The organism is Dyadobacter sp. HNCC25DJ187 (assembly GCF_056895255.1).
Genome location: NZ_JBXHAT010000001.1, coordinates 342,670 through 368,984, shown reverse-complemented (window position 1 = coordinate 368,984; position 26,315 = coordinate 342,670). Strand labels below are relative to the sequence as shown.

General features: G+C 43.0%; 22 protein-coding genes and 1 riboswitch. Of the genes, 8 read left to right on the top strand and 14 right to left on the bottom strand.

Annotated elements, in window-relative coordinates:
- Positions 1-47: 47 nt before the first annotated feature.
- The 4 genes from AC1XUE_RS01410 to AC1XUE_RS01395 are packed head-to-tail and all read right to left on the bottom strand — an operon-like array spanning position 48 to position 3,815.
- The gene (locus tag AC1XUE_RS01410; protein WP_483354143.1) at positions 48-1,175 is read right to left on the bottom strand and encodes an NAD(P)/FAD-dependent oxidoreductase; all 1,128 of its coding nucleotides are present in this window, start codon (positions 1,173-1,175) and stop codon (positions 48-50) included.
- A 3-nt stretch (positions 1,176-1,178) separates the two neighbouring features.
- The gene (locus tag AC1XUE_RS01405) at positions 1,179-1,868 is read right to left on the bottom strand and encodes a methyltransferase domain-containing protein (protein WP_483354142.1); all 690 of its coding nucleotides are present in this window, start codon (positions 1,866-1,868) and stop codon (positions 1,179-1,181) included.
- Positions 1,861-2,943 (bottom strand): type III polyketide synthase, encoded by a 1,083-nt coding sequence (locus tag AC1XUE_RS01400; protein ID WP_483354141.1) that lies wholly within the window; start codon positions 2,941-2,943, stop codon positions 1,861-1,863. The genes AC1XUE_RS01405 and AC1XUE_RS01400 overlap by 8 nt, the downstream gene beginning before the upstream one ends.
- On the bottom strand, positions 2,940-3,815 hold the full coding sequence (locus tag AC1XUE_RS01395; protein ID WP_483354140.1) for a UbiA family prenyltransferase: 876 nt from the start codon (positions 3,813-3,815) through the stop codon (positions 2,940-2,942). The genes AC1XUE_RS01400 and AC1XUE_RS01395 overlap by 4 nt, the downstream gene beginning before the upstream one ends.
- Positions 3,816-4,007: 192 nt before the next feature.
- Between AC1XUE_RS01395 and AC1XUE_RS01390 the strand changes: the two genes are divergently transcribed.
- Both AC1XUE_RS01390 and AC1XUE_RS01385 read left to right on the top strand, forming a co-directional pair.
- Entirely contained in the window at positions 4,008-4,487 is a 480-nt protein-coding gene (locus AC1XUE_RS01390) for an Lrp/AsnC family transcriptional regulator (protein WP_483354139.1), read from the top strand.
- A 6-nt stretch (positions 4,488-4,493) separates the two neighbouring features.
- The gene (locus AC1XUE_RS01385) at positions 4,494-5,435 is read left to right on the top strand and encodes an EamA family transporter (RefSeq protein ID WP_483354138.1); all 942 of its coding nucleotides are present in this window, start codon (positions 4,494-4,496) and stop codon (positions 5,433-5,435) included.
- A gap of 70 nt (positions 5,436-5,505) precedes the next feature.
- On the opposite strand, the gene AC1XUE_RS01380 is transcribed toward AC1XUE_RS01385, so the two are convergent.
- From AC1XUE_RS01380 to AC1XUE_RS01340, 9 genes are all read right to left on the bottom strand, one after another.
- Positions 5,506-6,948: a choice-of-anchor A family protein gene (locus AC1XUE_RS01380; RefSeq protein ID WP_483354137.1), complete on the bottom strand. Its 1,443-nt coding sequence runs from the start codon at positions 6,946-6,948 to the stop codon at positions 5,506-5,508.
- Between the two features lie 69 nt (positions 6,949-7,017).
- Positions 7,018-8,514 (bottom strand): carboxypeptidase regulatory-like domain-containing protein, encoded by a 1,497-nt coding sequence (locus AC1XUE_RS01375; protein ID WP_483354136.1) that lies wholly within the window; start codon positions 8,512-8,514, stop codon positions 7,018-7,020.
- Between the two features lie 29 nt (positions 8,515-8,543).
- Entirely contained in the window at positions 8,544-9,959 is a 1,416-nt protein-coding gene (locus tag AC1XUE_RS01370) for a CsgG/HfaB family protein (RefSeq protein ID WP_483354135.1), read from the bottom strand.
- A gap of 75 nt (positions 9,960-10,034) precedes the next feature.
- Positions 10,035-10,454, bottom strand: coding sequence for a curli production assembly/transport component CsgF (locus tag AC1XUE_RS01365; RefSeq protein WP_483354134.1), 420 nt, complete (start codon positions 10,452-10,454; stop codon positions 10,035-10,037).
- Between the two features lie 21 nt (positions 10,455-10,475).
- Positions 10,476-10,985, bottom strand: a complete 510-nt coding sequence (locus AC1XUE_RS01360; protein ID WP_483354133.1) for a CsgE family curli-type amyloid fiber assembly protein — start codon at positions 10,983-10,985, stop codon at positions 10,476-10,478.
- Positions 10,982-11,500 carry a hypothetical protein gene (locus tag AC1XUE_RS01355; protein ID WP_483354132.1) on the bottom strand — a complete coding sequence of 173 codons (519 nt, stop codon included), beginning with the start codon at positions 11,498-11,500 and terminating at the stop codon, positions 10,982-10,984. The genes AC1XUE_RS01360 and AC1XUE_RS01355 overlap by 4 nt, the downstream gene beginning before the upstream one ends.
- Before the next feature lie 23 nt (positions 11,501-11,523).
- A complete protein-coding gene (locus tag AC1XUE_RS01350; RefSeq protein WP_483354131.1) occupies positions 11,524-11,931 on the bottom strand; it encodes a hypothetical protein in 408 nt (135 codons plus the stop codon).
- Between the two features lie 83 nt (positions 11,932-12,014).
- The gene (locus AC1XUE_RS01345; RefSeq protein WP_483354130.1) at positions 12,015-13,811 is read right to left on the bottom strand and encodes a hypothetical protein; all 1,797 of its coding nucleotides are present in this window, start codon (positions 13,809-13,811) and stop codon (positions 12,015-12,017) included.
- A gap of 70 nt (positions 13,812-13,881) precedes the next feature.
- Complete coding sequence (locus AC1XUE_RS01340; protein ID WP_483354129.1) at positions 13,882-14,946, bottom strand: hypothetical protein; 1,065 nt, start codon at positions 14,944-14,946, stop codon at positions 13,882-13,884.
- Positions 14,947-15,707: 761 nt separating this feature from the next.
- On the opposite strand from AC1XUE_RS01340, the gene AC1XUE_RS01335 reads away from it, so the two are divergent.
- Positions 15,708-16,295, top strand: a complete 588-nt coding sequence (locus AC1XUE_RS01335; protein WP_483354128.1) for an RNA polymerase sigma factor — start codon at positions 15,708-15,710, stop codon at positions 16,293-16,295.
- 45 nt (positions 16,296-16,340) lie between these two features.
- Here AC1XUE_RS01335 and AC1XUE_RS01330 read toward each other — a convergent pair whose 3' ends face one another.
- The gene (locus AC1XUE_RS01330) at positions 16,341-17,525 is read right to left on the bottom strand and encodes a cysteine desulfurase family protein (RefSeq protein WP_483354127.1); all 1,185 of its coding nucleotides are present in this window, start codon (positions 17,523-17,525) and stop codon (positions 16,341-16,343) included.
- 81 nt (positions 17,526-17,606) lie between these two features.
- Positions 17,607-17,701, bottom strand: a riboswitch (SAM riboswitch).
- 100 nt (positions 17,702-17,801) lie between these two features.
- On the opposite strand from AC1XUE_RS01330, the gene AC1XUE_RS01325 reads away from it, so the two are divergent.
- The 5 genes from AC1XUE_RS01325 (at position 17,802) to AC1XUE_RS01305 (ending at position 26,206) form a co-directional block, all read left to right on the top strand.
- Positions 17,802-18,377: an HD domain-containing protein gene (locus AC1XUE_RS01325; protein WP_483354126.1), complete on the top strand. Its 576-nt coding sequence runs from the start codon at positions 17,802-17,804 to the stop codon at positions 18,375-18,377.
- Between the two features lie 90 nt (positions 18,378-18,467).
- Positions 18,468-18,620 carry a chryseobasin-related MNIO class RiPP peptide gene (locus AC1XUE_RS01320; protein WP_483354125.1) on the top strand — a complete coding sequence of 51 codons (153 nt, stop codon included), beginning with the start codon at positions 18,468-18,470 and terminating at the stop codon, positions 18,618-18,620.
- Positions 18,621-18,638: 18 nt separating this feature from the next.
- Positions 18,639-19,769, top strand: a complete 1,131-nt coding sequence (locus AC1XUE_RS01315) for a multinuclear nonheme iron-dependent oxidase (RefSeq protein WP_483354124.1) — start codon at positions 18,639-18,641, stop codon at positions 19,767-19,769.
- A gap of 574 nt (positions 19,770-20,343) precedes the next feature.
- Positions 20,344-22,659: a S9 family peptidase gene (locus AC1XUE_RS01310; RefSeq protein WP_483354123.1), complete on the top strand. Its 2,316-nt coding sequence runs from the start codon at positions 20,344-20,346 to the stop codon at positions 22,657-22,659.
- Positions 22,660-22,693: 34 nt separating this feature from the next.
- Positions 22,694-26,206 (top strand): PVC-type heme-binding CxxCH protein, encoded by a 3,513-nt coding sequence (locus AC1XUE_RS01305; protein ID WP_483354122.1) that lies wholly within the window; start codon positions 22,694-22,696, stop codon positions 26,204-26,206.
- Positions 26,207-26,315 lie beyond the last annotated feature (109 nt).

The window sequence follows — 26,315 nt, the reverse complement described above, 5'->3', positions numbered from 1 at the left end:
GTGTTAGCTCGATCAGCCGATGGGTAGCGATTCAATTGCGGAGGCCATCAGAATGTTTCTCCATGGGTAAGCGAAATGATTCTAGATGTCAGTCCGGGAAATTTGTCAAGTACCTTCAATGAAAGATCAGTAGTTGCATTTTTACCAAAAAGGTATTGCAAGTAGAAACCGGCTTTTATCCGCATTGAAAAATGAATATTCCAAAGCCGGTCATAATTAAAAACAGTTTGTTCCAGTTTCTGCTTTCCTGACAAAAAGGAAATGAGCTCATTCGCCAATAAATAAGAAGCACGCATGGCCATGCTCATACCATTTCCACAAAGTGGTGTAATCGATCCCGCAGCATCTCCAAGCAAAAATATACCGCCAGCGAAAGTCATTTTTTTGCTGAATGAAATATTACTGATTACCTGTGGCTGGTCAGAGACAAACTCGGATTCGGTTAAGTATTTTTTGAGAAATGGATTTTTGTATAAAACGGATTCCTCCATTGATTGGATATTCTTGCCATTTTCAAGCAAATTGCTGCTTTGGGTAAGGTAACACAAACAATACTGCCCGTCCTCAACCTGAGATATACCGCAGTAGCCTTTAGCAAAATTATGAAGCTCTATACGGTTAGAAGTCAAATCGGCTTTGATGTGGTATTTAACACCAATATAACTCGGATTGATTGTAGCCTTGGATGCCTGAATAAATGCCGGATTGTATTTTCCGTAACTGCCACACACTACCTTAGCCCAAAATTCACCTTTAGCCGTGATGATTTCCTGCAACCCATCATGAACATGTTGGACCTGGTTGACGCGACATCCATCTAATACTGTTACGCCTTTTGTTCTGGCTAGTATGCTTAATTGGTTATCCAGATAAAACCTACTGATCCCAAAACCGCCCATATCCAATTTGTGGTTAAGCATAAAGCCTTTTTGTGAACTGATACCAAGTTCATTGATTTTGGGTAACATCATTTCATTAAGTGGTAGTCCCAGCTTACACAGGAAATCCCAACTTTCCATAGAGATATACTCTCCACACACTTTATGAAACGGATAGCTATTTTTTTCGAATACCACGACCAAAAATCCCGCCTCAGCAAGCTGAATAGCGAGACACAAACCTGACAGCCCTCCTCCTACTATTGCACAATCGAATCGGTTGCTGTTTTCAGACATATCTTATTGAGGATAAACAATGACCAGATGCCGGAATGCCCATCTGTTGTGGACCATATAGTTTTTTGCTCCTGACTCTTTCAAAATAGTTATCCATTCCTTTCTCTTAAAACCCCGAAGGACAGATAACGGCGCATCGTTTTTGACCAGATATGATCTGGAGAAAAGACGCGTCAGGAATTTGATGGAGTAATAGGCTAGAGGATTGCGCTCAAGATCATTCACAATCAGAATACATTGGTGCTGAAGACAAAACTTCACCAGTTCTATTAACTGCTCTTTTGACAAATGATGACAAAAAAGGCAGGCATGAATGATGTCGGCATGTCCGATATGTTCAAAGACATTTCTGTAATCGTCACAAATAAGCTTTACGTTAAGTCCGCTCAGATTGTTTTCTGCATAGTCAATACAAACTGATTTAAGATCGATACCATGCAGACTTAATCCAAAATGTTCCCACTTATTCCATTTGGCAATTCGTTTCAACGTATCTCCTCCCCCGCAGCCAATGTCTACCAGACTAATATTTTTACCCCGAACCAATACTTTCCTGAGTCCTGAGAAGGAAATACGATATCCTCCCAGCCAGTGATTGATGAAATCTAATTCTCTCAGATTTTCATACAGGTCTGCTTCCGGAATAACATCCTGATCCAGGAGTTCCTTTTTATCAGAACGTTCACTAAACATAGGACAACTGCATTGTTTCTATACTCAATCCCGGACCAAAGGCGGCAGCAAAGATACGGTCTCCCAAACTGGATGTATTGTTCTCCGACATCTGTTTTAAAACAAATAAAATGGTTGGGGAGGACATATTTCCATAGTTTTTTAATACATCGTAAGAAGCTGCCAGCCTGTTTACGTGTAGATTCAGGGCCGTGGCAAAATCATCAAGAATACGTTTTCCACCGGGATGTATTGCCCAATGATCCACATCTCCGGCATCCAGTCTTATTGCTTTGAGCATTGCTGCAATATTGCCACTGATCAGTCCCGGTACATAGGATGACAGATTCATGATAAATCCTGTTTCAGATAGTTGCCAGGCCATATCCTGATACCCGTTATGCAATATCAATGAATCAAACCGATTGATTCGTATATTGAGTGGCGATGCATCCTGCGACTCGCTGTTTACCAGCACTGCCGCAGCTCCATCACCGAACAATAAATTAGAAAGCAGGTAGTCCTCATTGTATCGTTTTTGGAAATGAATAGTACAGAGTTCTGTGCAAACAATCAAAACCCTGGCTCCAGGTGAGCTTTTGCAGATAGCATCGGCATTCTTTAAGGCGATTACGGCCGCATTGCAGCCCATAAAATTTACACTACTGCGTTGTACTGAGGGTTTAAGATCCAAATCTCTGATCAACTCAACATCAAGTCCGGGAGCAAAAAGACCTGTGCAGGTTACAGTGATCAGGTGTGTGATCGTACTTTTAATGTGATCAAAGTCCCTTATCTTATTAACAGCTTTCAACGAAAGCTCTGTAGCATAACGTTTATACCACTCCATTCTTTTGGAAAGTGAAGGTTCCGGAAGTAAGGATTCATTAGCTGGAAAAAAAGTATAGTTCGCATAGTTTTTGTCAAAATCACTGATAACCGAATAGCGCTTTTCTATTCCGGTTTTCGAAGCGACTATACGAATCTTTCTTTGATCCGTAACATCAAAGGTGGAACCTGCATAAAATGAAGTGAGCTGCTGCTGTGTATAGCAGTGTTCGGGAACGGCTGTCTCAATAGCGGAAATATAACTCAACGAAAATGATTAATAAAAATGAGAACTATAAAACAACTATTCATGCAAATCGCAGCGATCCAGTTCATACGCATGGTATTACTGAAATTTGCAGCTGAAGTACTTTTGCTAACAGCGAAAAACCAATAAAGGAAATAGACGATTATCGGCAAAAAGAACAACTGAAGCAGATAAAAAATCATTCCATCACCAATTTTCGAAAAGTAGAGATAATAGCACAGGTTACACATCGCGAACATCAGTGCAGTAAAGACAAACGTACCTTTATATCCCAGTTTATAACTAAGCGTTACAACCCCGTCCTTCAGATCTTGTTCATGCTGGTATATCTGAGTAAGCGGATACGCGCCTGCAATTTGAAGGGTACATCCCAATAACAGGAAGATATGAGGGATAATCATAGCTAGCGGCTGTCCGGTTGCAGCCCAGTAGGACATGTAAAAGGTAAAAGCTCCCTGAAAAACGGCTACGATTAAAAAACCAGCATACGGATATTTCTTTAGCCTGATACTCCTACTGCTATAGGCCCTGGATGCCGCAATATAAAGGATCAGACATACGGCAAAAGGAATATGGATCAGTAGGGCTGACAAAATAATGGCTGATGCATCCATCAACAGGGTCAGATGAAATAAAGATTTAGTAGGCATAGGTGGTTTTTCCAGTCCACCGATGCTGCCTTCATCACGATCCACGTAACTGTTATATCCATTACTGGCAGGATAGATCAGAAAATGGATAATCAGAAATGCGATAAAAACCTGTGGATACATGATTTGATTTGCCTGACTCACTGCAAAGAGAAACAGAGGCATCAAAAAAAAGAAAAAGGGTATACGAAGCAGTTTGATCGTGTTTCTGTCAGGCAGCATGAACAAATTAAATAAATATCAACCGGAAAACATTCTTTGATTTATAAAAAGCTTTGCCAGCATGGTTACTGACTACCATTCTATGCATCGTCTAATTCTATCCACGCACCCTTCGATTACTGATTATAGAATCTTATTCGCGAATCAGATAGTAAAATTGAATATTATTCTAAAAATTAATAAACTTGCAGAATGAACAGCGAATCAGAAATTATTCTGGATAAGACGGATCTGGCTATACTCAGGCTTATGCAGGAGAATGCCCGGATTTCCAATGCCGACCTGGCACGCGAGGTGGAAATGGCTCCTTCTGCAGTATTGGAGCGTGTTAGAAAGTTGGAGCAAAAGAATGTGTTGCTCCAATATACGACTCGACTCAATCCGACTGCATTAAATCAGAAGCTATTGGCGTTTATAGCACTTCGTTCATCTGACGGTATGGGATGCAATACCACAGCTACCGAACTTGCAAAGATCCCGCAAGTGCAGGAAGTGCATCATATTGCCGGAGACGACTGCTATCTTGTGAAGGTAAGGACTGCTGATTCATCATCTCTGATGGAACTGATGCGCAATACATTCAGTAAGATCCCCAATATTTTATCAACCAGAACCACTATCGTTCTGGAAACCGTTAAAGAAGAACAACAATTAGTAATCCCGGAAAAATAGACTGATATGAATACCCAGCAGGAAAAAGCTCCTTCCACATTGATGATTGCAGCAGCATTCGCAGTCGTTTACATCGTTTGGGGATCTACCTATTTTTTCATCCATAAGGCTTTGGAAGGGTTCCCGCCATTTTTCATAGGCGCATTCCGTTTTATCACTGCCGGACTCCTCATGATGGCATGGGCAGTAATCCAGGGTGAAAAAGTATTCAGCATCAGGAATATTAAACCCGCCATTATTACAGGTCTTCTTTTGCTTTTTGTGGGAAACGGTGTCGTAATATGGGTTGAGCAATTTTTACCCAGTGCAATGGTTGCAATTATGATTTCATCTTCTCCGCTTTGGTTCGTATTGCTCGACAAACCGAAATGGCGGGAAAATTTAAGTAACAGATCTACCATTTTAGGCTTGATCATAGGTTTTGCAGGAGTAATATTGCTTTTTAGTGAGCGTGTAATGAGCACATTCACCAGCCTTAATAGCGGAAGAGATCTTTTTGCAATGCTTCTTGTCATTTTAGGCTCAATGACCTGGGCAGGCGGTTCTCTTTATTCCAAATATAATTCAACACAAAATACGGCTGTAGTAAACAGCACATGGCAAATGCTGGCGGCAGGTATCGCCTTTGTTCCGGGAAGCATACTTTCAGGTGAGCTCAGCCAACTGGATCTGTCCGCCGTTCCTATGGGTTCATGGCTGGCTGTTCTTTATTTGATCGTATTCGGATCTATTGTAGGATTTAGTGCATATGTGTGGTTACTGAAAGTACAGCCGGTAACAAAGGTAAGTACTTATGCATATGTAAATCCTGTCGTTGCCGTTTTGCTGGGCATCTTTTTCGCCGGAGAATCTATCACTAAAATGCAGATTCTAGGCCTAATCATCATTCTGTTCAGTGTGTTAATGATAAACCTAAGGCAATACAGAGCTGCACGTATTGCGGGCTGAGATAGCTAGTTGAAAAAACAAAATTGAGCAGGAAACAGTCGTCCTGCTCATTTTGCGTATTAACCTCCTGCTACTTTTTAATGAAGCGTCGTGTGGAAACACTGCCGTCAGTGGCAGTGATCCGAAGCAGATACAGTCCGCTGGACAGACTACTGACATCCACTCTTTGATTCTTTTCTTTATTGTTTAAAACCAGATTTCCTTTCTGGTTTAATACTTTCACATTGGCCACTTTACTCCAGTCCGGGAAAGTAATGTAGTCGGTGGCAGGATTAGGTCGGAGTAATGGTTCATTACCAAAGTCAAATTCAGTACTCTCAATAGAACTATATGCATAGGTGCCGTCCAGATCTACCATTTTCAGGCGATAGAGATTGATTCCGGTAAATGGATTGCGATCCGTAAACACATAACTTTCAGTTTCTCTGGTTGTTCCTTTCGCTGTTACATCGCCAATGGCTCTCCAGCCATTTTCCTGATTACGGCGTTCTACTACGAAACGACCTGCGTTAATTTCAGAGGTGGTTTTCCAGGAAAGATTCGTCATCGCAGCCTCCTTTTGAACTTTAAACTCAGCGAGCTTCACTGGTAGCGGATAAGTAAAGCAGGTATTGTTAAAATTGAGTGTGCCCGTTTGATTGATATTTCCCCCTATTACCACAGGCCCGTTAATGGCACTAGGCGAACCGATCGCCGACATATTTGAATTAGGGGCTAGTATTCCTCCTTCAAGCGTAAATCCATTCAGAAGGATCGTGTTGGCATTAGGAAAGTTCAGAAGTGTTTTAGCTCTATGTGTGGCTACCATACCTGTGCCTCCTGAAGCCAGTGATATACTGGTATTAAGTACATTGATCAGTATTCCGGATCCTGTAGGAATGTTTACAAAATTGATAGCCGTTATATTATTTCCTGTCAGTGTTACATTGAAGACATAGTTCTTAAGTGTATTATCACCTGTAAGCGTGAGAGTTGAACCGGAGGAGATTGGATCAGGGGACGAAGTCGCTGGCTGGGATTGGTATCCGGCACTCAGTGTATTGTAATGTTGCTGCATGCCGGTAAAATTAAGTCGGTTTGTCTGGTTGTTTACCGTTCCAGGCGAGGTGACAGTAGGAACGGTCGTAAGGCTACCCAATGTTCCGTAATAGAAATTACCATTCAACGAAACTTGCTGACCTGACGAGTTCTGGTATGTTCCCTGAACAATGAAGTTATCAGACGTAGCCGGGGCATCTGCGCCTACCCCTACAGTGAATCCCTGATTGGGGCTATTGAGCGTGAAGTTGCCACCAACCGCAAGCCTTCCTTCCGAAATACCGGTAACCGCAGCATAATCCCCCAGAACTATCACATTAAAATTACCATCTCCGTTGAAACCTGATCCAAACAAAGCTGATGGGATTGCCAGGTCATTGGTGCATTGTGCAAAAACGAACGAACTATGGAGAGAAGTCAGGCCTGCAGCCAACATAATGACGCAGCACTTTAAAAGCTTATTATAACTTTTCATATTCATGTTGAGGTTAAGATTAAATGCTAAATATGTAGGAATGCTGATTGTATGCCGATTTGATATAAGCTATCGCCAGTAAGGCATTTCAGCATTTTTAATAATTTCAAGTCGGTTTTCGCCGCTCAGGTCCATAGAAAAGAGGTTTTTTTCTGAAAAACCATCATTACTCGTACTTGTGAAAATGATTTTTGCTCCGTTTGGTGAGAAGCGGGCATCGAGGTCATTGGTACCTCGGGCCTTCCCGATAGATATATCCGAAGATATTCCGGTGGCAATGTCCACTGTGAAAATGCGCGAGTCGAGCTGTCGCCCTTCTATGTTTTGAAAATTGCTGACGTCCAGTGTGAACAAAGCCGTCTTTCCATCTACAGAAAAATCCGGATTGCCCATTTTACCCGGACGGCCGGTAACCAGTTTTGTCAGAACACCAGTTGTAGGATTCACCATATAGAGCTCGTTGTCATAGACAGTACTGCCCGTAACCCTGGCAATAATTCTATTTCCCTGAGAAGTCCAGTCGCAGCCTGCGAAGAACCGGCCGGCAGGCGCCTCAGCCACTACCCGTAGTCCGCTCCCATCTGTATGTACTGCGTACAGTTTGTCGTAGTAAGGATACAGAATTTCAAGTCCGTTTGGAGACCAGCAAAATGACAGATCCATCAGGGCTACACCGGCTATTGGAACGACCGTAACGCGTTTGAGCTCTTTACCTACCCGGTTTGAAATATAGATATGTGGATCTGTATTCACATTCGATATAAAGGCAACCTTTTCACGGTTAGGACTCACAACCGGACGCCAGTTTCCGCCAAGTGTTGTCAGTTGAATCGTCTCTGATCCATTTGAAGAGAATATTTGGTAATTCTGATTTACCTGTCTGCTAAATACATAAGGCAGATCCGGAACAGGTCTGGTTTTAAATGACCAGACTTCGCTGTAAACCGGTTTGTTGATACTGTCTGACGTGATTACCTGCCAGTAATAGGTAGTGGCATATTCAAGATTATTGACAGCTAGAGTATCAACGTGTAACCCGGTGACCATCGGTACAGTAGTGGACTGTCCTTCCTTAAATAGTATGACACTGTAGCGCAATGAATCTTTGTCAGGATCAGAAGATTTCCATGCAAGTACTGTAGACAATGCTACATCCTGTGCATTATGAGCAGGCTTCAATACAGTTGGTATGAGTGGTGCCTTATTCTGATTATTATCAAGTATAAGAAACACATCGACAGTTGTAGTTTTGTTTTCTACAACCTCTACGGACGCCAGGTCTGTTTTGTATTTATCTACGGTAGTCTGCACACTGTATTTGCCAACTGGCAGACTATCCACACGGAAATTACCTGCGGAATCGGGTGTGATATTTTTACCGGATGGACTGATACGTACCAATACATTCTCCAGAGGGATTTTACCATCCAGTGTAAGGACCTGTCCCGATATAGATCCGTATAATTTCGGTTCAACAAATATTTCTTCGGTGCAGCCCATCATCAGCAGCAAGATGCCAGCGAAGCAAAAACGGAGTACGATGGAAAGAGAGGTTAATATTTTCACGATGTTTGAGGAATTTAGAATTGGGGAGATTACAGGGATTTAGACTTTGACTTTTTCGCATATCCGCCGCCCAGGTAAATAGACAGCCCGACTGTAGCCCGCCAGAAAGAATCGTTAACAGATCCGCTGATCACCGAATCGAACTCATCTTTCACAAAATAGTTGTACTGACCGGATATATTCAGTCCTACGCCTCTTGCAAGCGCATATTCAATACCTAGTCCTCCATTGATCATCCTGTCTTTCTTACCTTTGAATTCAAAGAATGCACTGTTACGGGTTGCTGTAATGCCTCCGCCTATTTGTAAAAAGGGATTTATTTTTTGCAACGGTAACGTTCTGTATTGCAGATTAACCTCACTAATGGTAACGTCTCTGGAGAAGTATTGCTTGGAGGCGAGTGTTGCGGACGTGACATGTAACTGCAAATTCCAATTGCGTGTAAGCCCCACATTGAGTGCTGCGCCAAACCCAAACTTGTTCACTGGATTTGCATAATCTCCGGAATATCTGAGCAAGGAAACTTCAGGCATAATGGAAATACGCGACCGCTCAATATTATTACGGGCTCCATATACGTCAGTTTCATGCGCCTCTTTTTGTTCAATCTCATAATCCTTTAAGGCGGCACTTAACTTTTCGCCACTTTTTGCATCAGCATTCCATAATCCATCACGCACACCTTCGATAATCATGGATTGAACGGACTTTTCGATCGCTTCTGTTACAGCCATTTGTGATGGCTCGTTGGTAGTATAACCGGTTTCGGTTTCCATCAGGCGCTTAAATCTTACGAATCTGAAAAGACTGGCGTTGACCGATTGGGATAAGATAGTCTTGGAAGTGTATACTGTTTTAAGAATTTTTCCGGTTTTGGTAGCTACAGCACGGAGATACACCGTAACTCTGTCCTGACGATACTGTGCGGAGCCACCTGCACCGAAATATTTAAGTCCCGCGCCACCGGTAATAACGTTGGCGTCATAGGATACAATTCCGCCTTCCAGTATAATTCCTGCGAATAGCAATGGTGGCAAATTTTCATTTTCAGGCTTAAATTGCGCCATGCTGGAGCGTATGATCTTTCGCTCATTCAGCAGATTGCTCACGTTTTCGCGCTCGATAGCAACAAACCAACCACTTTCTTCAAGTGCCTTCAGAAGGATATTGGTTGCGCCCTGAGTCACTGCAGTCGAATAATTGATTCCGTTTTCGGAAGGTTTGTACTGCCCCGTCTGATCACGGAATTTGTATACCGCTGCGACCAGTTTCTCTGTAGGAGGTGGCAGGGTTCTTAATGTAGACGTAAGGCCGGTGTCTTCGCCAAGTCGGGCTCTTTTTTCTTTGGTAGGCTGATGGAAGTACGAGCTGCATCCGTTGAGAATCAGTAAAAAGATTCCGGACAAGACATACAGGCATTGCCTCTTCATGAGTAATGGCTTCATTTTTTAACAGGAAGAATGAGGGTTCTTAACAATTTTCTCCGTTTGGAGCGTACAAGTTCAGTAGCGAGGTTAATCTTAATAGTAAGGTACTGTTATGGAGGTTTCCCCTCCTTTTCCGTCATTGATTCTGACAACAAGACCTTCGGAGCCGGGAGAGACATCTACGACGAAATCGCCATACTGGTAGGTGCCTTCCTTGATTCCTTCTTCACCAAACTGGTTAGAAAAGAGTTGGCGGGAAAGTGTGCTGAGCAGTTGTCTGTTCAAACTACTCGTAAAATCAGCGAGTGCGTCCGTTTCTCTGCCTGTTGAGGATGATTTGGCAGCCAGTGGATCTTTGGTTTTATCCTGAACCTGAGCGGAGCTCATGAGCCAGTTGTAATTAAAAGTATCACCGCCAAAAGAAGGATTTTGTGGGCGGTACACAAATGACTGAGCAAAAGCAGCATGCTGGAGGAGGAAAGCTATAAAAAAGCTGATGTAATATTTTTTCATAACGATTGATGATTGTCTTAATTAAAAGATACCTGTTCCCGACTGGTCCTGGGTACCTAGCTGATTCTGAATTTCCTGGTAACCGATAAAATATTGCAACACATATTGTACGGCTTCGGCCACCTGTGCTTCCATGGCTTCTGAGCGTGGTTGCACAAATTGCTGCCAGACAAGTAAATCGCCTACCTTGATCGCCACCATATTACTTAAACCCGGCGAAGGAATTTCTTCCATTTCAATAATAAGTTCTTCGTTGGCTTTAACGCTTGAACTGAATTGTGCCTTTCCTAATGAGTCGAGCTGCATCCCACCCCATTGTCTGTAAAATTCCTCATACAAATCGCGGCCAATTTTAGTCTTGGTATTGTCGAGAATAAACATCGTGGAACCATTCTCATCAAAGGCAGATTCGTCCAGGGGATCCATGGAGAAAAGGCTGCTGTTGTCCAGCAACGCTTCTTCCAACTCCGCCTGGGCGTAGGCTGGTAATCCATTAAAAAGTAAAAAGATGAATAAACAAATCCGTCTCATGGCCTGCCTATTAGTGCATTGCTCTCAATGATAATCCGCATACCACCAGACTGCTCTATCTTCATGGATTCTAAAGAAGTTATACCTCCTTCAATAGTCAGGTTATTCTTTCCGTCCTTCTGGTTAACCCGTACATCCACTCCATTGGAAGTAATGTTGTTCATTTGGAGTTTGTTCTCGTTACCATCCTGTGTAAGAATATACTGACTGTTTGTTCCAACCAAATCCATATTCAGCACATTTCCATCTCCTGTCTGCTGTGTGAGCACGTTGTTTCCGTTACCGGAAAGGCTTAGATTCAGCGTATTCTGATTTCCTGTCTGAATAACACTGGCATTTGATCCGGCTCGGCCTGTACCGGGATAACCGGTGATGACAGATATTTTGGCCTGGTCAGGCAGGGCGCTCAGCGCCTGAGAAGTTGACCCGAATGAAGCTTCACCCGGGATCTGCTGTGCGTGTAATGTGCCGGAACACAGGGCGGTTGATATTAAGGCTATCAGGAATTTTTTCATAACGTTTCGTATTGAAAATGCAGTTAGTCTTCTTTTTTCTTTTCAGGAACCTGGCGTACCCTTACACTATTCCCTCCCCCACTTTGCCGAACCACAGCACGATTACCGGATCCGGATTGATGTACCTGTGTATGGTTGGTTGAATCTGCATCACCGGAATATACAACTCGGTTGCCATTTTGCTCAATGATCGTGGTTTTTCGGTTGGTGATGACAGATGTTCCTTCGGCAGACTGATTTACCTCAACATGATTTCCACTCCCCGACTGCGTCACTTTGAATCCTTCTGCAGTTACTTTAATTGTATCTTGAGACTTCTGTTGATCCGTCATAGGTTTTTCAACTTTATGCTGACTGAATGCCTGGGGTGAGAGAAAAGCAATAACTATTCCAAGTACACATGTGATATGCAACGCTTTAGTTGTTTTCATCACTTAAAATGTTTTAAAACTGGAATTGGGCGCTCCGGTATGTATTATACTCAGGAGCACCCTTTAAAAACCAGTTTTGGTAATTATGGCAATGAATTAGTTTGAACAACAATTCCAGAGTTCATACCACCTGTTTGTATTATATTGGAAACATGAGAAGAGCCAGATTGATTTAGGCGAGCGATGTTATCATCACCCGTCTGTAGCACCACTGAAGAATGCTGGGAACCATTTTGTCTAACTCTCAATACATTATTATCTCCATTTTGCCATGACTGACTTAGGTTGTCCTCTCCATTCTGACGTATAAATCCTCTGTTACCATCACCTGTTTGTGCCGCGCCATTAACGTCGGAGTCAACTGGTGCCCCTACTCCTGTCACCTTATTACCTTCACCAACTTGTCCGACATTGAACCTGTTATTATTACCGTATTGGAGTAGTTTAGCCCAGTTATCGATTCCATCCTGATTGAGTCTAGATCTATTATCATCACCGATTTGAGTTACAAAAGCTACGTTTCTTTCATTTTGATCAACTTCGGATCTGTTGCGGTCACCCTGTTGCAAAATAGTTGCAGTATTTCCAGAGTTGGTAAGACCATCCTGGTCCACATCAGATTCATTATTGTTTCCTAATTGCTTAATTGAAGCAGTATTGCGGTTATCCAATTGTTCTACGTAGGAATCATTACGATTACCGGTTTGGACTATATTGGAGGCATTACGATCTCCATATTGGTGTTCATGAGAATCATTCCGATTTCCTGTTTGTATCAGCTTGGCTGCGTTTCGCTCTCCCTCCTGATGCTGGTGAGAATCGTTACGATTGCCAATCTGATCTGTATCAGCAGTATTACGGTTACCATACTGGTGTATGTCCGCTTCATTATTGTTCCCATCCTGGAAAATATCACCTGTGTTACGGTTACCTTCCTGCTCCACATCAGCGTCGTTACGATTACCTTCTTGAAGCACGGTTGCTTCATTCAGCCCACCATCTTGGTAGACGTCTGAATCATTACGATTACCATTTTGAGTAACTTCGGCCTCATTACCAACTAAAATCGTACCGTCTTGGAAAATATCCGACTCATTGTTATTTCCGTTTTGATTCACTATCGCGGAGTTACCAAGCACGCTTGTACCTCTTTGCTCTACATCTGAGGTATTCCCATTTCCGGTCTGATTCACATCAGCATAGTTCAAAGCTCCATCCTGTATCACATCCGAGTTGTTTTCATTACCAATCTGGTCAACTTCAGCAGTATTTCCAAAGACAGTAGTACCATCTTGGTCCACAGCAGATGTATTTTTATTCCCGATCTGATTTACATCTGCTTGGTTCCCTAGTACTGTTGTTCCATCCTGATACACGGTTGATGAATTATCATTTCCGTCCTGATTAACATTTGCACCATTAAAGTTATCTTTTTGATTAACGGAAGATGTGTTCCTATTTCCGTCCTGATTTACCCAAGTATCATTGCCTCTATCTTCCTGAGTTGCTGTAGATGTGTTGAGATCTCCGCGCTGGTTAACCTCAGCATTTTGCGAGCGCCCTGTTTGAGTAGCATTGGAAAGGTTTTCTCCACCCGACTGCCAAACATCTGCAGTTTGACTTCTTCCAGTTTGGACAATATTTGACTCATTATCCCCAACAGGATTACCTCCATTTCTTTGCAATACCGTTGCGTTATTCTGTGATCCTGCAGTGGTACTAACGCCAGTTTGAGTTACGTTGGATAGTTGCGAGTTCCCCCTTTGCGTGACATCCGCATTATTGTAATTAGAATTTTGCGTAACATTAGAAGTACTATTCTGTGCAAAGAGGTAGGTCCCTGAGAGAAGGAGTGCTACGGTAAAAGTTAATTTTTTCATAATTTTAGTAAAATGAGAAAGGATTAAAAAAGTGTGAAATATGAAGTAATCTAGACTGATAGATTCAGATTTACTGATCTGCCTGGGTCACACGAGCCATGTTACCCGCCCCCGACTGAAATACGATTGATTCGCTTCCGATACCCGTCTGCGTCACGGTTTGCATGTTGTTGTTTCCAAATTGATCTGAAATGATTTTCAACCCAAAGCCATCCTGAGAAAAAATCCCGGTATTGTTGTTTCCCAACTGTAAAGCACCGGAGACGCTGGATCCTGTGATACGGTTGTCGTTACCTGACTGACGTATATGAAAAGCGTTATCGTCTCCTATCTGATTAAGCAAAATGTTGTTGCCATCTCCTTGCTGAAGCGCATTCGATGAAGCTGTTCCCGCAATTCCCACTACGCTATTGCGGTCTCCCAGTTGCGTAGCGTCGAATCTATTACTACTACCCTCAGTGATGATTCGGGCATTGTTATCATCACCACTCTGCTGGATAATACTATAATTGTCAGAGCTGTTTAGACCAATAATTTGTTGAAATGCACTGTTGCCATCTGATGTCTGCTGTATTCTGGCTTCATTATCTATACCTTCAATACGTTGCGAAGCATCGTTGTTGTTTCCGGACTGTACCACAGCTCCTTTCGAATCAATGGCCTGATGTGCAAGCTGATCAGATTGGTTACCAGCACCACCCTGACTTAAGGACAAATAGGAACCGCCGGACAATTGTCCTTCGATTCTTTGTAAACCAGCATTTTCTGACCCATATTGTTTTGAATAGGTCTCATTATTTTGGTTGAATGCGCCATCTGCACCTATGTACGCTTCAAGTGTGTTATTACCCTCCTGAATAACCATAGTAGTGTGTGAGTGACCAAATTGCTCAACTTTCGAATTACTCTCTTTGAGGTTGTAGGCAGCGATGTCTTTCTGGCTCACATCGGTCACGTTTTCTTGTGAAGGTAGAGCCGAGTTGCTCGTCTGAAGAACAGATGAGGTGTGTGTACCGGTCTGGTTGACGATACTTCTATTGTAATCTCCGGTTTGCGTTACAACCGAAGAGTTGTTTTGAGCAAGCACATGGAATCCACTCAGTAGCGTTGCCACCGTCAAGGTTAGTTTCTTCATATTTTCTTTCGTTGAGGAGAGTTAATATGCACCCCATTCTGTCGGCGCTGTTACATTAGTCGTTTCTGAAGTAGAATTCTCCTGTATTATTCCAAAAAAAAATTTAATAAAATTTAGATTTTGCTCATTTTCAGCGAGTTGTATATTGTAAAAATTGAAATAATATCACTGATATGTGTGTTAATATCTATCGTTAAGGTGAATATATTCTACTAAAATATTTCACTTCTCTCTGTTTTGATAGAAATTATTTTGTATTGATAGAATGAATTTTCATAATTGTTGATATATTTGCCAGTATAAACCCAGTTAATTCTTAATTTATTCCAAATCCTCATGTATGAAAAATTTACTATTCACTAAAATTCAACCTAAGCTGCAGATGACTACCAACTCACATATTCCCAAGTCATCCACATAGTATTTCTGTGTCTGGTCAGCCAGATCAATACTTTCGTAATTACATCAACATCCCAGCCATTCCGGCAACACAACCACTCAACGTTTCTAGTTCTACTTCATGGAACCCGCTTTAAAGGTTCTGATGATATATTTTATATGCTGGACGATGATGTAGTTGAAACAATGATCTGTAAATCCACTGTTTGCGACAGTTTGGCAAAATGATTTGATTGTGTCAAGAATTAACTTTTGATACAAAAGGAATCTGTATGCCGATACATTTCGTTTAAGTTGATTTTCCGCTGGCCGAATAATCCTATCATCAGGACACAATTCGTAACCAAACATGGAAAACCATTATGAATTATTTTCAAAGTAATTATGATGAAACAGCACTGATTCTGGCACTCAGAAATGGTGGTGTTGAAAGAGAAAAAAGTGTTAATCAGCTCATTAACGGATATAAAGGGTATATTTTTAAAATTCATTCAGAGACCGGACTCAACGAAACTGCACTGGGTGATCTATATACCGACACAGTTATGCTGGTATTAAAGCACATTGAAAATGAAACCTTTAGGGGAGATAGTCGCCTTTCTACCTATTTCTACAAAATATTATATTTTAAAACCGTTGACTTTATTCGAAAGCATGCATCAAGTAAAATTGAGTATATGGATGAGGTCCCGGAATTAGGAGATGAAGCGCAGAATATTACCGGACAAATAGAAGCCAGGGAAGAGATGGGTCAGATTATCAGGCTGTTAGACAGAATGTGCTCACCTTGCAGGGAAATAATTATGGATTGGGCTTACTGGGGATTTAAGCCCGAAGAAATTGGCAAAAAAATTGGAGAAACTGACCCGGTGAAGTACTCCAAGCTCAAGTACAATTGCATAGACAAGTTTAAAAAATTATGGCTGCAACGATTCAGTCATCTCAATTAATAACACGAGCCAGTCTGCCTGTATCGCAGACTGGCTCGTACAAGTTTATGATGCAAGCGGAATAGAAGCTTGTAATGACAGCACATCTTCTGCCTGATCAGACTGGTAAATTCTGATGATCGCTTTAATAATGTGATCCACCTCCTCCAATGTGTTAAATTTGCTAAAAGAAAATCGTACGATTTCTTTATCAGGATTTTTATATATAGCGCTGATCACATGTGAACCGCCGGTCCGCAGATTCGAACATGCACTGCCACCCGACACCGCGATTCCTAACTGATCCAGCTGGTTTACCAGGCTTCCTGAAAGTAAAGCAGGAAATGCAACACTTACAATATTAGAAAGACCTTTACTTTCAGAACGGCTTTCACCGTTGAATGTAATCCCGCCGATAGTGAGGTCATCCAAACTTGCTATCAAATGTTTCTTCAAAGTTGCTACGTGATTTTGTACAACCGCCCTGCTTTTGTAGGCCACCTCCAGTGCCTTGGCAAGGCCGACGATACCGGCAACATTTTCCGTTCCGCCTCGCTGTCCGTTCTCCTGACCGCCTCCGACAATGAGCGGCTTAATCTGATTTCGCTTGTTGATATATATGAAGCCGATTCCCTTTGGACCATGAAACTTATGTGCAGATCCTACTAAAAAATCCACATTCACTTCAGAAACGTTGATGAGAAGTTTGCCCATGGTTTGCGTGGTGTCCGTATGAAATACAGCATTGTACTTTTCAGCCAGTTCCCCCACGGTTTTAATATTGGTAATGTTACCTATTTCATTATTTCCATGCATCAGACTGATCAGTGATTGTGGGTTATGATCCAGCAATACCTCCAGATGTCTGAGATCCACATTGCCAAAATCATCCAGTTTCACATAGCTGACCTCTATATCTCCTGCCTTTTCGTGATGCGACAGATGCTGTAAAACAGCTTTATGTTCAATTTTGCTGGTGATGACATGGCTGATATCATTTGATCGGATAGCGCCTGTCAATGCCAGGTTATTAGCCTCTGTAGCTCCCGACATAAAAAATATTTCTTCAGCTGAAGCTCCGATTAAGCTTGCTACCTTTTGCCTGGATGCATGAATAGCCTCACGGGCGGTCCTGCCAGCCCAATGTGAAGACGAAGGATTCCCATAATGATGAGTCAGATAGGGCAATATAGCTTCAATTACCAAAGGGTCAAGGGAAGTAGTTGCTGCATTATCACAATATATCTCCATGTACAATCTAAAAATTAAAATTCCATAAAATCAAGACAACCACCGGTGATTGCCTCCAACACTTACTTTGTGGGATATCGGGATTTATCAATAGAATTAGGTTGGGGCACCTTAATAAGATAATAGGTTGCCAGAAGATCACAGAGCCTAACCTCTCCCTTCATTCTCAATAAATCTACTAAATCGATAGGCAAAGTAATATTAATGTTTTGAGAAACACAAATTTTAGCGGTATATTTTTTTTGGCTTTATAAGCTGAAACAAAAATAGTGTGGTATGGATCTGACTTCAAGACAACATAAACTTTTAGAATTTGTAAAACATTGGCACGGCGATCAGCAGAGAAAGTATGAGCCACTGCCCTACTGGCATCATCTGGTTGCAGTGGCCAAATTGGTGGCAGCTCATGAAAAAACGGAAGGTGCAATTGAAATCGCACTGTGTCACGATTTATTGGAAGATACCGATTGTGCGCCGGCCAACCTGAAGGACCATTTGACCACCACGGGCTATAGCCAGGCATTGGTGTCATTTATTATGGAGGGTGTTATTGGTATTACCGATGTTTTTACGAAAGAAACCTATCCGGACCTAAATCGAAGAGAAAGAAAAAAACGGGAAGTGGAAAGGCTTGGAAAAACCACGGCCATTGTACATTCTATTAAATATGCTGATTTGACGGACAACGCCCGATCCATCGTTGAAGGTGATCCGGGCTTTGCACGCGTTTATCTACATGAAATGGTCAACATCCTGAATCACATGCGGTCAGGTAATATTAATTTATTGATTAATTGTTGTGTAACCCTGGATCGTGCCAGGCAACAGCTTCATTTGAAAAGGACAGAATAATTACAAAAAAAGTTGATTCGTTTACAACCATTACCGGCCGTTCTGCATCATCATTCTGAAACTTTTATAAAATATAATTGTATTGGCCGTATGAAAATTCCGAAAGCAGTTTTACAAGCCGTAGTGGCTGCTGTGGTAGTTACATCAGTAACAGCCTGCAGCGTGAGTGACGTCAATCCGGAAGGAGAAAGAGTCACCAAGAATAAACAGGTAGATCCATGTCCGGGTTGTGGTATGGGCTGATAAGATAAAATCCATTCCATGCGTGAAATTTACTCATCCCTATCATGTAATCTGGACGCCAATATTCTGTTGGCGTCCATTCCTCTTTTTGAGATGGAAAAAATTGAGGCAATCGAATGGTCGTTCGATGCCTTACATAAGTATGAGCAAATCCCTTCGTGGTTCGTAGAACTGGTTGCTGAATACGCTCGCAACAACCGGCTCGTTGGTCACGGTGTTTATTTTTCCATATTTTCCGGAAAGTGGCTGCCTGAGCAGCAACAATGGCTCAATAAACTGGCAAAATTTTGCAGTGACTTTCAATTCGATCATATATCTGAGCATTTTGGTTTTATGACCGGCACCGACTTTCACAAGGGAGCTCCGATCAGCATACCCTTTACTCAAAACACAGTTGATTTAGGTGCAGATCGACTGGCGCGGATTCAGGATGTGTGCCAATGCCCAGTCGGCTTAGAAAATCTGGCTTTTGCTTATTCCTATGATGAAGTGCAAAAGCAAGGAGATTTTCTTGATCAATTAACCGAAAAAGTGAACGGGTTCCTGATACTTGATCTGCATAATGTCTATTGCCAAATACATAATTTTAATATCCCTGCCCGGCAACTACTTGCGGCTTATCCATTAGAGAGGGTCCGTGAAATCCATATTTCGGGTGGAAGTTGGGAACAGGCACTCGCTTCTGATAAGTTGATCCGACGTGATACACATGATGACGCCGTTCCTGAGGAAGTTTTTCAATTACTGAACGAAACCATCCCACTGTGCCCCAACCTGAAATTCGTCGTGCTCGAACAGCTTGGCTCCGCACTGGCCACCGAAGAGAGTCAAATTCATTTTCGGTCAGATTTTAATCGAATGGACGCTATCGTTAAGTCACACTTACGAACATACAACCTGACAGTTACGAACGAATTCCTGCCCAATACTTCCGTCAATATTAGTTCGATGCCTGTCGAGGATATGCTTCTCTATGAACAACAGCAACAACTTTCTCAAATTCTTGAGTGTGCTACGGATTTACAGCACGCTCAACAAATGCTGCACGCATCTTCCCTGCGTTCTTCAGCGTGGCATATTGAACAGTGGGCACCCGAAATGCTTCAGACCGCGATAGCTATTGCCCAAAAATGGAAATACGGATTTTAACAATCCTCCTCATTCGAACCGATGAATAACCTGCTTGATTTTTCTGTATTTTGAAGCTATTCTTCGGTTTTCATCACTTCCCGGTACTTCTTTACAACACTTTATCGAATCCAAAAACAGCATTACTTATTTTATTTTACGTTTTGGCTGATATACGGAATATAATGCCTTCAAATTGGCATTGTACCAAACCTTGCATCCATACAAGTTAATATCGGTAAAAAAGCCGCTAAATACCACCAAGTTTATGGCGTAACATAACGGTAATTTTACAAATAGAATAAAACAAGAATTTATAGGCTATTCGCCAGCCTGGTTATTGTAGATCCGTTCAACCTGACAACTCCGGCGGTTTCAGAGATGAGAAACCACAAGCTTGAGGAATAAAAGCAGAGAAAGGAAATGCATGCAGCAAGCGATGATAGCCCAAAATACTGGCGGAAAGCAGTAAGGTAAAAAAGCCTGACAGCGTCAAATACCACATAACGAAACCTGACTTTGAATAAAAAAAACTTTCCCAAAAAGAAAGACAGGAAAACTATTGCCTAAACAATTCCATACTCACTCATTACAAATGACCGCTTTTACAAAATTCACGAGGAACTCAGTAGCCGGTGTTGGGGCTCTTTTGGCTATTCTGACTGGAATAGAATGCGAAGCACAAAAATCGTTGCCTGCCTACAAGCCAAGCCAGGCAGAGCTACTTGCTTCCTATAAAAGGATGGAGCTTTCAGACTCTTTATCCAAGGGAAGCGTACTCAAATCGAATGTTCAGCCAGGCTGGCAGGCAGATGGCCAGTCATTTTGGTATAAAAACGTACTTAAGGATAGCCTTACAGAGTATATATATGCATCTCAGGGAAAGAAAACCAAACTTTTCGATAATCAGAAAATAGCTCAGGCGTTGAGCAAAGCCACCGACAGCACTTTTTCGGGTCCTAAACTCATGTTACAGGATATTCGCATTGATGAGCCTGGGAAAACCTTGTATATACAAAGTAAAGGGAAATGGTTTTCCTACAACACGGAAACCGATAAAGCGGTTAAAATTGATAAACCTGCTGTAAATAAGCCTAAGGAGCTGGGCTGGACACGCCAGAGAAGCCGTTGGCAGCGCTTCAGAGCTGATAGCATTTCGCCTGACAAAAAGCAAAAAGCATTTGTAAAAAACGGTAATATCTATCTCAGTACGCCAGATGGCAAAAAAACAGCTCAGCTTACATTTGATGGTAATCCGCTCAAACCATATGGTGAGTTAAGCTGGTCACCAGATGGCGCCTATATTGTTTGCTACCGCATTACGCCCCAGGAAGAACGACAGATCAGCATCATTCTTTCCTCTCTCCCTAATACCACAAGAGGCGAAGTGAAAACCCGCGGATACGCGCAGCCTGGCGATGAGTTTACCAGTTATGAAATGCACGTCCTCCATGTAAAATCGGGTAAAACGGTTAAAGTGAAATCGGAAGCGATAGACTTTTTTAATGCACCCGTGATCCGTTGGAGACACAACGATAACACGCATTTTACTTATGAAAAAGCAGACCGCGGACATCAGCGTTTCAGAGTAATTGACGTCGATGCTGCAACCGGAGACACTCGAAACGTGATAGATGAAAAAACAAATACTTTCATCTACCAGAATATGATTTACACGCATTATCAGCCCGAAAAAAATGAGATTATCTGGGTGTCGGAGAAAGACGGATGGAGGCACATATATCTCGTGGATGAACTGACCGGTAAAGAGAAAAACCAGATCACAAAGGGTGACTGGGTAGTGCGCGACATCGACAGTGTCGACACAGCCAAGAGAGAAATATGGTTTCGCGCCAGTGGCATGAATCAGGATGAAGATCCTTATCATATCCATTATTACCGAATTAAGTTTGATGGTACAGGTCTGGTGAAACTGACTGACCATGCCAAGGCCACGCATCAGCTGTCTTTCTCGCCGGACAGAAGTCTGTATCTGGATAACTATTCTACAATGATGTCGCCGCCTGTAACAGAATTACGCCGCACTGCTGATGGCTCATTGGTCAGCAAGTTGGAAGAAGCGGATATATCTGGATACCTCGCGCTGGGTTTCAAACTACCGGAAATTTTCAAGGCAAAAGGACGGGATGGCAAAACCGACATATGGGGTATCGTTTACCGCCCGAGCAATTTTGATCCGAAGAAAAAGTATCCGATTATTGAAAATATCTACGCGGGTCCACAGGACTCGTTTACACCCAAGGCGTTCCGTCATTATGGTGAAATGCAAAGCATGGCGGAGTTGGGCTTTATCGTGGTACAGATGGATGGTATGGGCACCTCCAACAGGTCAAAAGCATTTCATGATGTTTGCTGGCAAAATCTGGCAGATGGTGGTTTTCCTGACCGTATCGCATGGATGAAAGCGCTGGCAGCGAAGTATCCGCATGTTGACGATACTAAGGTAGGTGTATACGGAACCTCTGCTGGCGGGCAGAATTCACTGGGAGCTCTGCTATTTCATCCCAACTTTTATGACGCGGCAGTATCTGCCTGTGGCTGCCACGACAACCGCGTCGACAAACAGTGGTGGAATGAGCAATGGATGGGCTATCCGCTGGGCAAGCATTATGATGAGCAGTCTAACATCACCAATGCCGCCAAGTTACAAGGCGATCTGCTGCTGATCGTAGGTGAAGCAGATACCAATGTTCCTCCTGAGTCGACCTACCGCGTTGCTGATGCGTTGATCAAGGCCGAGAAAGATTTTGAATTACTTGTAGTTCCCGGAATGGGACATAGCGATGGTGGTACGTATGGTCGCCGTAAAAAGCGCGACTTCTTCGTAAACAAACTGCTGGAAGTAGCTCCTCCGAAACGTAACAAGGAAAGTCTGAAAACAAATATCTAAATCAATTACAGCTCCCGGCAAACTGCTCATCATAATGAAAAAGTTACTGTTTATTTTAACCTATTTATTGCTGATCAACAGCTGTACGCAGAAAACCCAGACTGCCCAGCAGGGAGGCCAGTCCTCTGAAAAAGTGGAAGGCCGCCGTCTGGAACTCCTTTTTCTGGGACACGACAGCAAACACCATTTTTCGGAAAAATTCTTTCCGATGCTTTCGTTGCCATTGTTTCAGAAGGGCATCAACATGACGTATACCTCTGATCCTAATTCCTTAAATAAAGAAACACTGGATAAGTACGACGGTATTATCATTTATGCCAATCATAACCTGATTACACCGGCGCAGGAAACGGCCTTGAAGGAATTCGTGGAAGGCGGAAAGGCGATGATTCCATTGCATTCAGCCTCATTCTGTTTTCAGAATTCAGATTGGTATATCAAAGCAACAGGAGGACAGTTTCACACGCATAAATACGGAACTTTCACAGCCCCAATCATCACAGCTGAACATCCGGTGATGGCCGGATTGCAGCCATTTGAGACCTGGGATGAAACCTATGTACATACCAAGCTGAATCCGGATATCACTGTGCTTCAGGAACGTGTGGAAGGCGACCATCACGAACCCTGGACCTGGGTCAGACAACAAGGAAAAGGACGTGTATTTTATACTGCATACGGTCATGATGAGCGCACCTGGAAACAGAAAGGTTTTCATGACCTGGTTGCCAATGGTATTTTCTGGGCAGTGAATGATGAGGCTAAAAAATCGTTGGCAAGCTTTAAATTTCCGGTTGTTGAACTCAAAGATGCGGATGTTCCCAATTATGAAAAGCGCGATCCTGCTCCAAAATTCCAACTACCCCTCTCCCCTGCGGAATCACAAAAACTGATTCAGGTGCCTGTTGATTTCGAGTTGCAGCTATTTGCTTCTGAGCCGGATGTGGTAAAGCCAATCGCCATGGCGTGGGATGAAAGAGGTCGCCTTTGGGTGATTGAAACAGAAGATTACCCTAATGAAATCCGTAATGAAGAAGGGACAGGTAAAGACAGAATCAAAATATGTGAAGATACGGATGGCGACGGAAAGGCAGATAAATTTACCGTTTTCGCAGATGGATTGAATATCCCAACAAGCCTCACTTTTGCAAATGGCGGGGTGATCGTAGCCCAGGCTCCTCATTTCATATTCCTGAAAGATACAAATGGAGATGACAAAGCGGATGTTCGCGAAAATATCATTAGTGGCTGGGGCAAGAGCGATACACATGCTGGCCCCTCAAATCTGAAATACGGTTTGGATAACAAAGTGTGGGGTGTGTTGGGTTACGCAGGATACCGTGGCGAGGTCAATGGCAAGCCTTCCAATTTCAGTCAGGGTATTTACCGGTTTGATACGAATGGGAAAAATCTGGAATACATCGGGCGCACCTCCAACAATACATGGGGACTTGGTTTTTCAGAAGATTTTGAGGTTTTCATTTCTACAGCCAACGGCAATTACAGCGGGCATTTTGGTCTGCCGTTGGAGTATGTAAAAAGATCTGTTTCGGAAGGTTCGGGCAATACCGTTTATAAGCTTGACTCGCATTACGACATGAACTACCTGACGCCAAGCCTTCGCCAGGTGGATTTCCACGGTGGCTTCACTGCTGCGGCCGGACATAATCTTTATACAGCACGTAATTACCCGAAATCGTATTGGAACGCAACAGCGTTTGTATGTGAACCGACAGGTCGCCTGTTGTATCAGGCTTTGCTCAAGCCACAGGGAGCTGGCTACAAAGAGAAGAATGGTTTTAACCTGTTGGCAAGTTCTGACGAATGGTTCTCTCCTGTACATGCGGAAGTAGGCCCGGATGGCGCTGTGTGGGTAGCTGATTGGTATAGCTTTATCATTCAGCACAACCCTACTCCACGTGGATTTGAAAACGGAAAAGGCAATGCCTACATCAATCCGCTTCGAGATAACAAACATGGTCGTATCTATCGTGTGGTATATAAAAATGCCAAACCCTACACGCCTGTGAAGCTGGACAGAAACGATCCTGCTTCTTTGATCGCAGGTCTTAAAAACGATAACATGTTTTGGCGCACTACAGCGCAGCGACTGATCGTAGAGCAGAAGCATACCACGCTGATTCCCGATCTTATCAAGCTGGTCAATGACCAATCTGTCGATGAAATCGGATTGAACAGTACAGCCGTTCACGCATTATGGACGCTTGATGGACTTGGTGCTCTGGACGGGAAAAACGAGCCGGCCTACCACACAGTGGTTCGCGCAATGCGTCACCCTGCCGCAGGCGTGCGGAAAAATGCAGTGAAACTTCTGCCAAGAAATGATAAGGCACTTTCGGCACTGAAATGGACCAATGCTTTAAATGATCCGGATCTGAAAGTGAGATTGGCAGCTATTCAATTGTTGGCGGATCTGCCAGCCTCTGAGGAAATTGGCAGGATGCTGTATCTGGCCGGACAAAACTCAGAAAATGCATCAGACGAATACATCGCTCAGGCTATATTCTCCGGCGTAATCAAACATGAAGCGGGTTTTAAAATTGCAGCTGAGAAACTAAAAGACTCTACCCTGACGGCGAGAATCGAACGCGGTTTGGTTCAGGAAACCTACATGCTAAACCTGTGGTCCCCTCCTATTTTTCCTCCTGTTATTACAGAAAAGGAAATCAACATCAAGGCGATTATTACAAAAGCGCAGGAAGACTTGAATGGTGTTGTAGTATCACAAGGCGACAAAATTAACGGATATAGTCTCTATATGCAAGACGCCAAGCTGCACTGGCTGATCAAACAGGATGGTAAATCTTATCAGGTTACTTCCAATCAAAAGCTACCTGGCGACCGCTTCACTGCAATAGCAACACTATCCGAAGGCGGCGTGATGACCCTGGCGATTGAGGACGAAAAACCGGTGACCGGAAAAGCTGCTTCCCTGTTCTCAAAACCATTCGTCCCGGATGATATCCGTTTGGGGAGGGATGATCGCAACAGCCCTGTCGGTGACTACGGAGGCAGTTCAAGACTCATGGGTTGGCTGGATGTAAAAAGTACATTGAACCTGAACCAGGTGGTCAAAAACAAACATGATCATAAAATGACTGCTGTGACCCCAACCGGGAAACCGGCCGAAGTAAAAACCGGCAAAGGAACTCCGGTAACAATTAATCTTAAAGTGATCGAGCATGAAATGAAGTTTGACAAAAAGACCTTCACAGTTAAGCCGGGGCAGAAAGTGACGCTTCGTTTCACCAATCCCGATTTCATGCAACACAACTTACTTATCGCTTTACCGGGAAGTCTGGAAAAGGTGGGCAATGCAGCCGATGTGCTGGCACGCGAGCCAAATGCACTTGAACTAAACTACATACCTAAAATGAGGGAAATTATGCACGCCACAGAACTGGTGAGTCCTGAAGGGAACGCGACACTCGTATTCATTGCACCTGAAGAACCGGGAGAATATCCTTATCTGTGCACCGTGCCGGGCCATTGGCGCATTATGAACGGAATCATGAAAGTCCAATAACAATAATTAGTAACAGCCGCAAACCACCTTAAACCAACATGCCCATGAATAAATAAAGTACGAACTACCAGGCTTTCCCGAAAGCATTCAATCCAAAAAAAGTGAACAT

Excerpts from the sequence above, each read along its gene's own strand:
- AC1XUE_RS01410 (WP_483354143.1), bottom strand. The coding sequence starts at position 1,175 with ATGTCTGAAAACAGCAACCGATTCGATTGTGCAATAGTAGGAGGAGGG.
- AC1XUE_RS01405 (WP_483354142.1), bottom strand. The coding sequence starts at position 1,868 with ATGTTTAGTGAACGTTCTGATAAAAAGGAACTCCTGGATCAGGATGTT.
- AC1XUE_RS01395 (WP_483354140.1), bottom strand. The coding sequence starts at position 3,815 with ATGCTGCCTGACAGAAACACGATCAAACTGCTTCGTATACCCTTTTTC.
- AC1XUE_RS01390 (WP_483354139.1), top strand. The coding sequence starts at position 4,008 with ATGAACAGCGAATCAGAAATTATTCTGGATAAGACGGATCTGGCTATA.
- AC1XUE_RS01385 (WP_483354138.1), top strand. The coding sequence starts at position 4,494 with ATGAATACCCAGCAGGAAAAAGCTCCTTCCACATTGATGATTGCAGCA.
- AC1XUE_RS01380 (WP_483354137.1), bottom strand. The coding sequence starts at position 6,948 with ATGAAAAGTTATAATAAGCTTTTAAAGTGCTGCGTCATTATGTTGGCT.
- AC1XUE_RS01370 (WP_483354135.1), bottom strand. The coding sequence starts at position 9,959 with ATGAAGCCATTACTCATGAAGAGGCAATGCCTGTATGTCTTGTCCGGA.
- AC1XUE_RS01365 (WP_483354134.1), bottom strand. The coding sequence starts at position 10,454 with ATGAAAAAATATTACATCAGCTTTTTTATAGCTTTCCTCCTCCAGCAT.
- AC1XUE_RS01360 (WP_483354133.1), bottom strand. The coding sequence starts at position 10,985 with ATGAGACGGATTTGTTTATTCATCTTTTTACTTTTTAATGGATTACCA.
- AC1XUE_RS01355 (WP_483354132.1), bottom strand. The coding sequence starts at position 11,500 with ATGAAAAAATTCCTGATAGCCTTAATATCAACCGCCCTGTGTTCCGGC.
- AC1XUE_RS01350 (WP_483354131.1), bottom strand. The coding sequence starts at position 11,931 with ATGAAAACAACTAAAGCGTTGCATATCACATGTGTACTTGGAATAGTT.
- AC1XUE_RS01345 (WP_483354130.1), bottom strand. The coding sequence starts at position 13,811 with ATGAAAAAATTAACTTTTACCGTAGCACTCCTTCTCTCAGGGACCTAC.
- AC1XUE_RS01340 (WP_483354129.1), bottom strand. The coding sequence starts at position 14,946 with ATGAAGAAACTAACCTTGACGGTGGCAACGCTACTGAGTGGATTCCAT.
- AC1XUE_RS01335 (WP_483354128.1), top strand. The coding sequence starts at position 15,708 with ATGAATTATTTTCAAAGTAATTATGATGAAACAGCACTGATTCTGGCA.
- AC1XUE_RS01330 (WP_483354127.1), bottom strand. The coding sequence starts at position 17,525 with ATGGAGATATATTGTGATAATGCAGCAACTACTTCCCTTGACCCTTTG.
- AC1XUE_RS01325 (WP_483354126.1), top strand. The coding sequence starts at position 17,802 with ATGGATCTGACTTCAAGACAACATAAACTTTTAGAATTTGTAAAACAT.
- AC1XUE_RS01320 (WP_483354125.1), top strand. The coding sequence starts at position 18,468 with ATGAAAATTCCGAAAGCAGTTTTACAAGCCGTAGTGGCTGCTGTGGTA.
- AC1XUE_RS01315 (WP_483354124.1), top strand. The coding sequence starts at position 18,639 with ATGCGTGAAATTTACTCATCCCTATCATGTAATCTGGACGCCAATATT.
- AC1XUE_RS01310 (WP_483354123.1), top strand. The coding sequence starts at position 20,344 with ATGACCGCTTTTACAAAATTCACGAGGAACTCAGTAGCCGGTGTTGGG.
- AC1XUE_RS01305 (WP_483354122.1), top strand. The coding sequence starts at position 22,694 with ATGAAAAAGTTACTGTTTATTTTAACCTATTTATTGCTGATCAACAGC.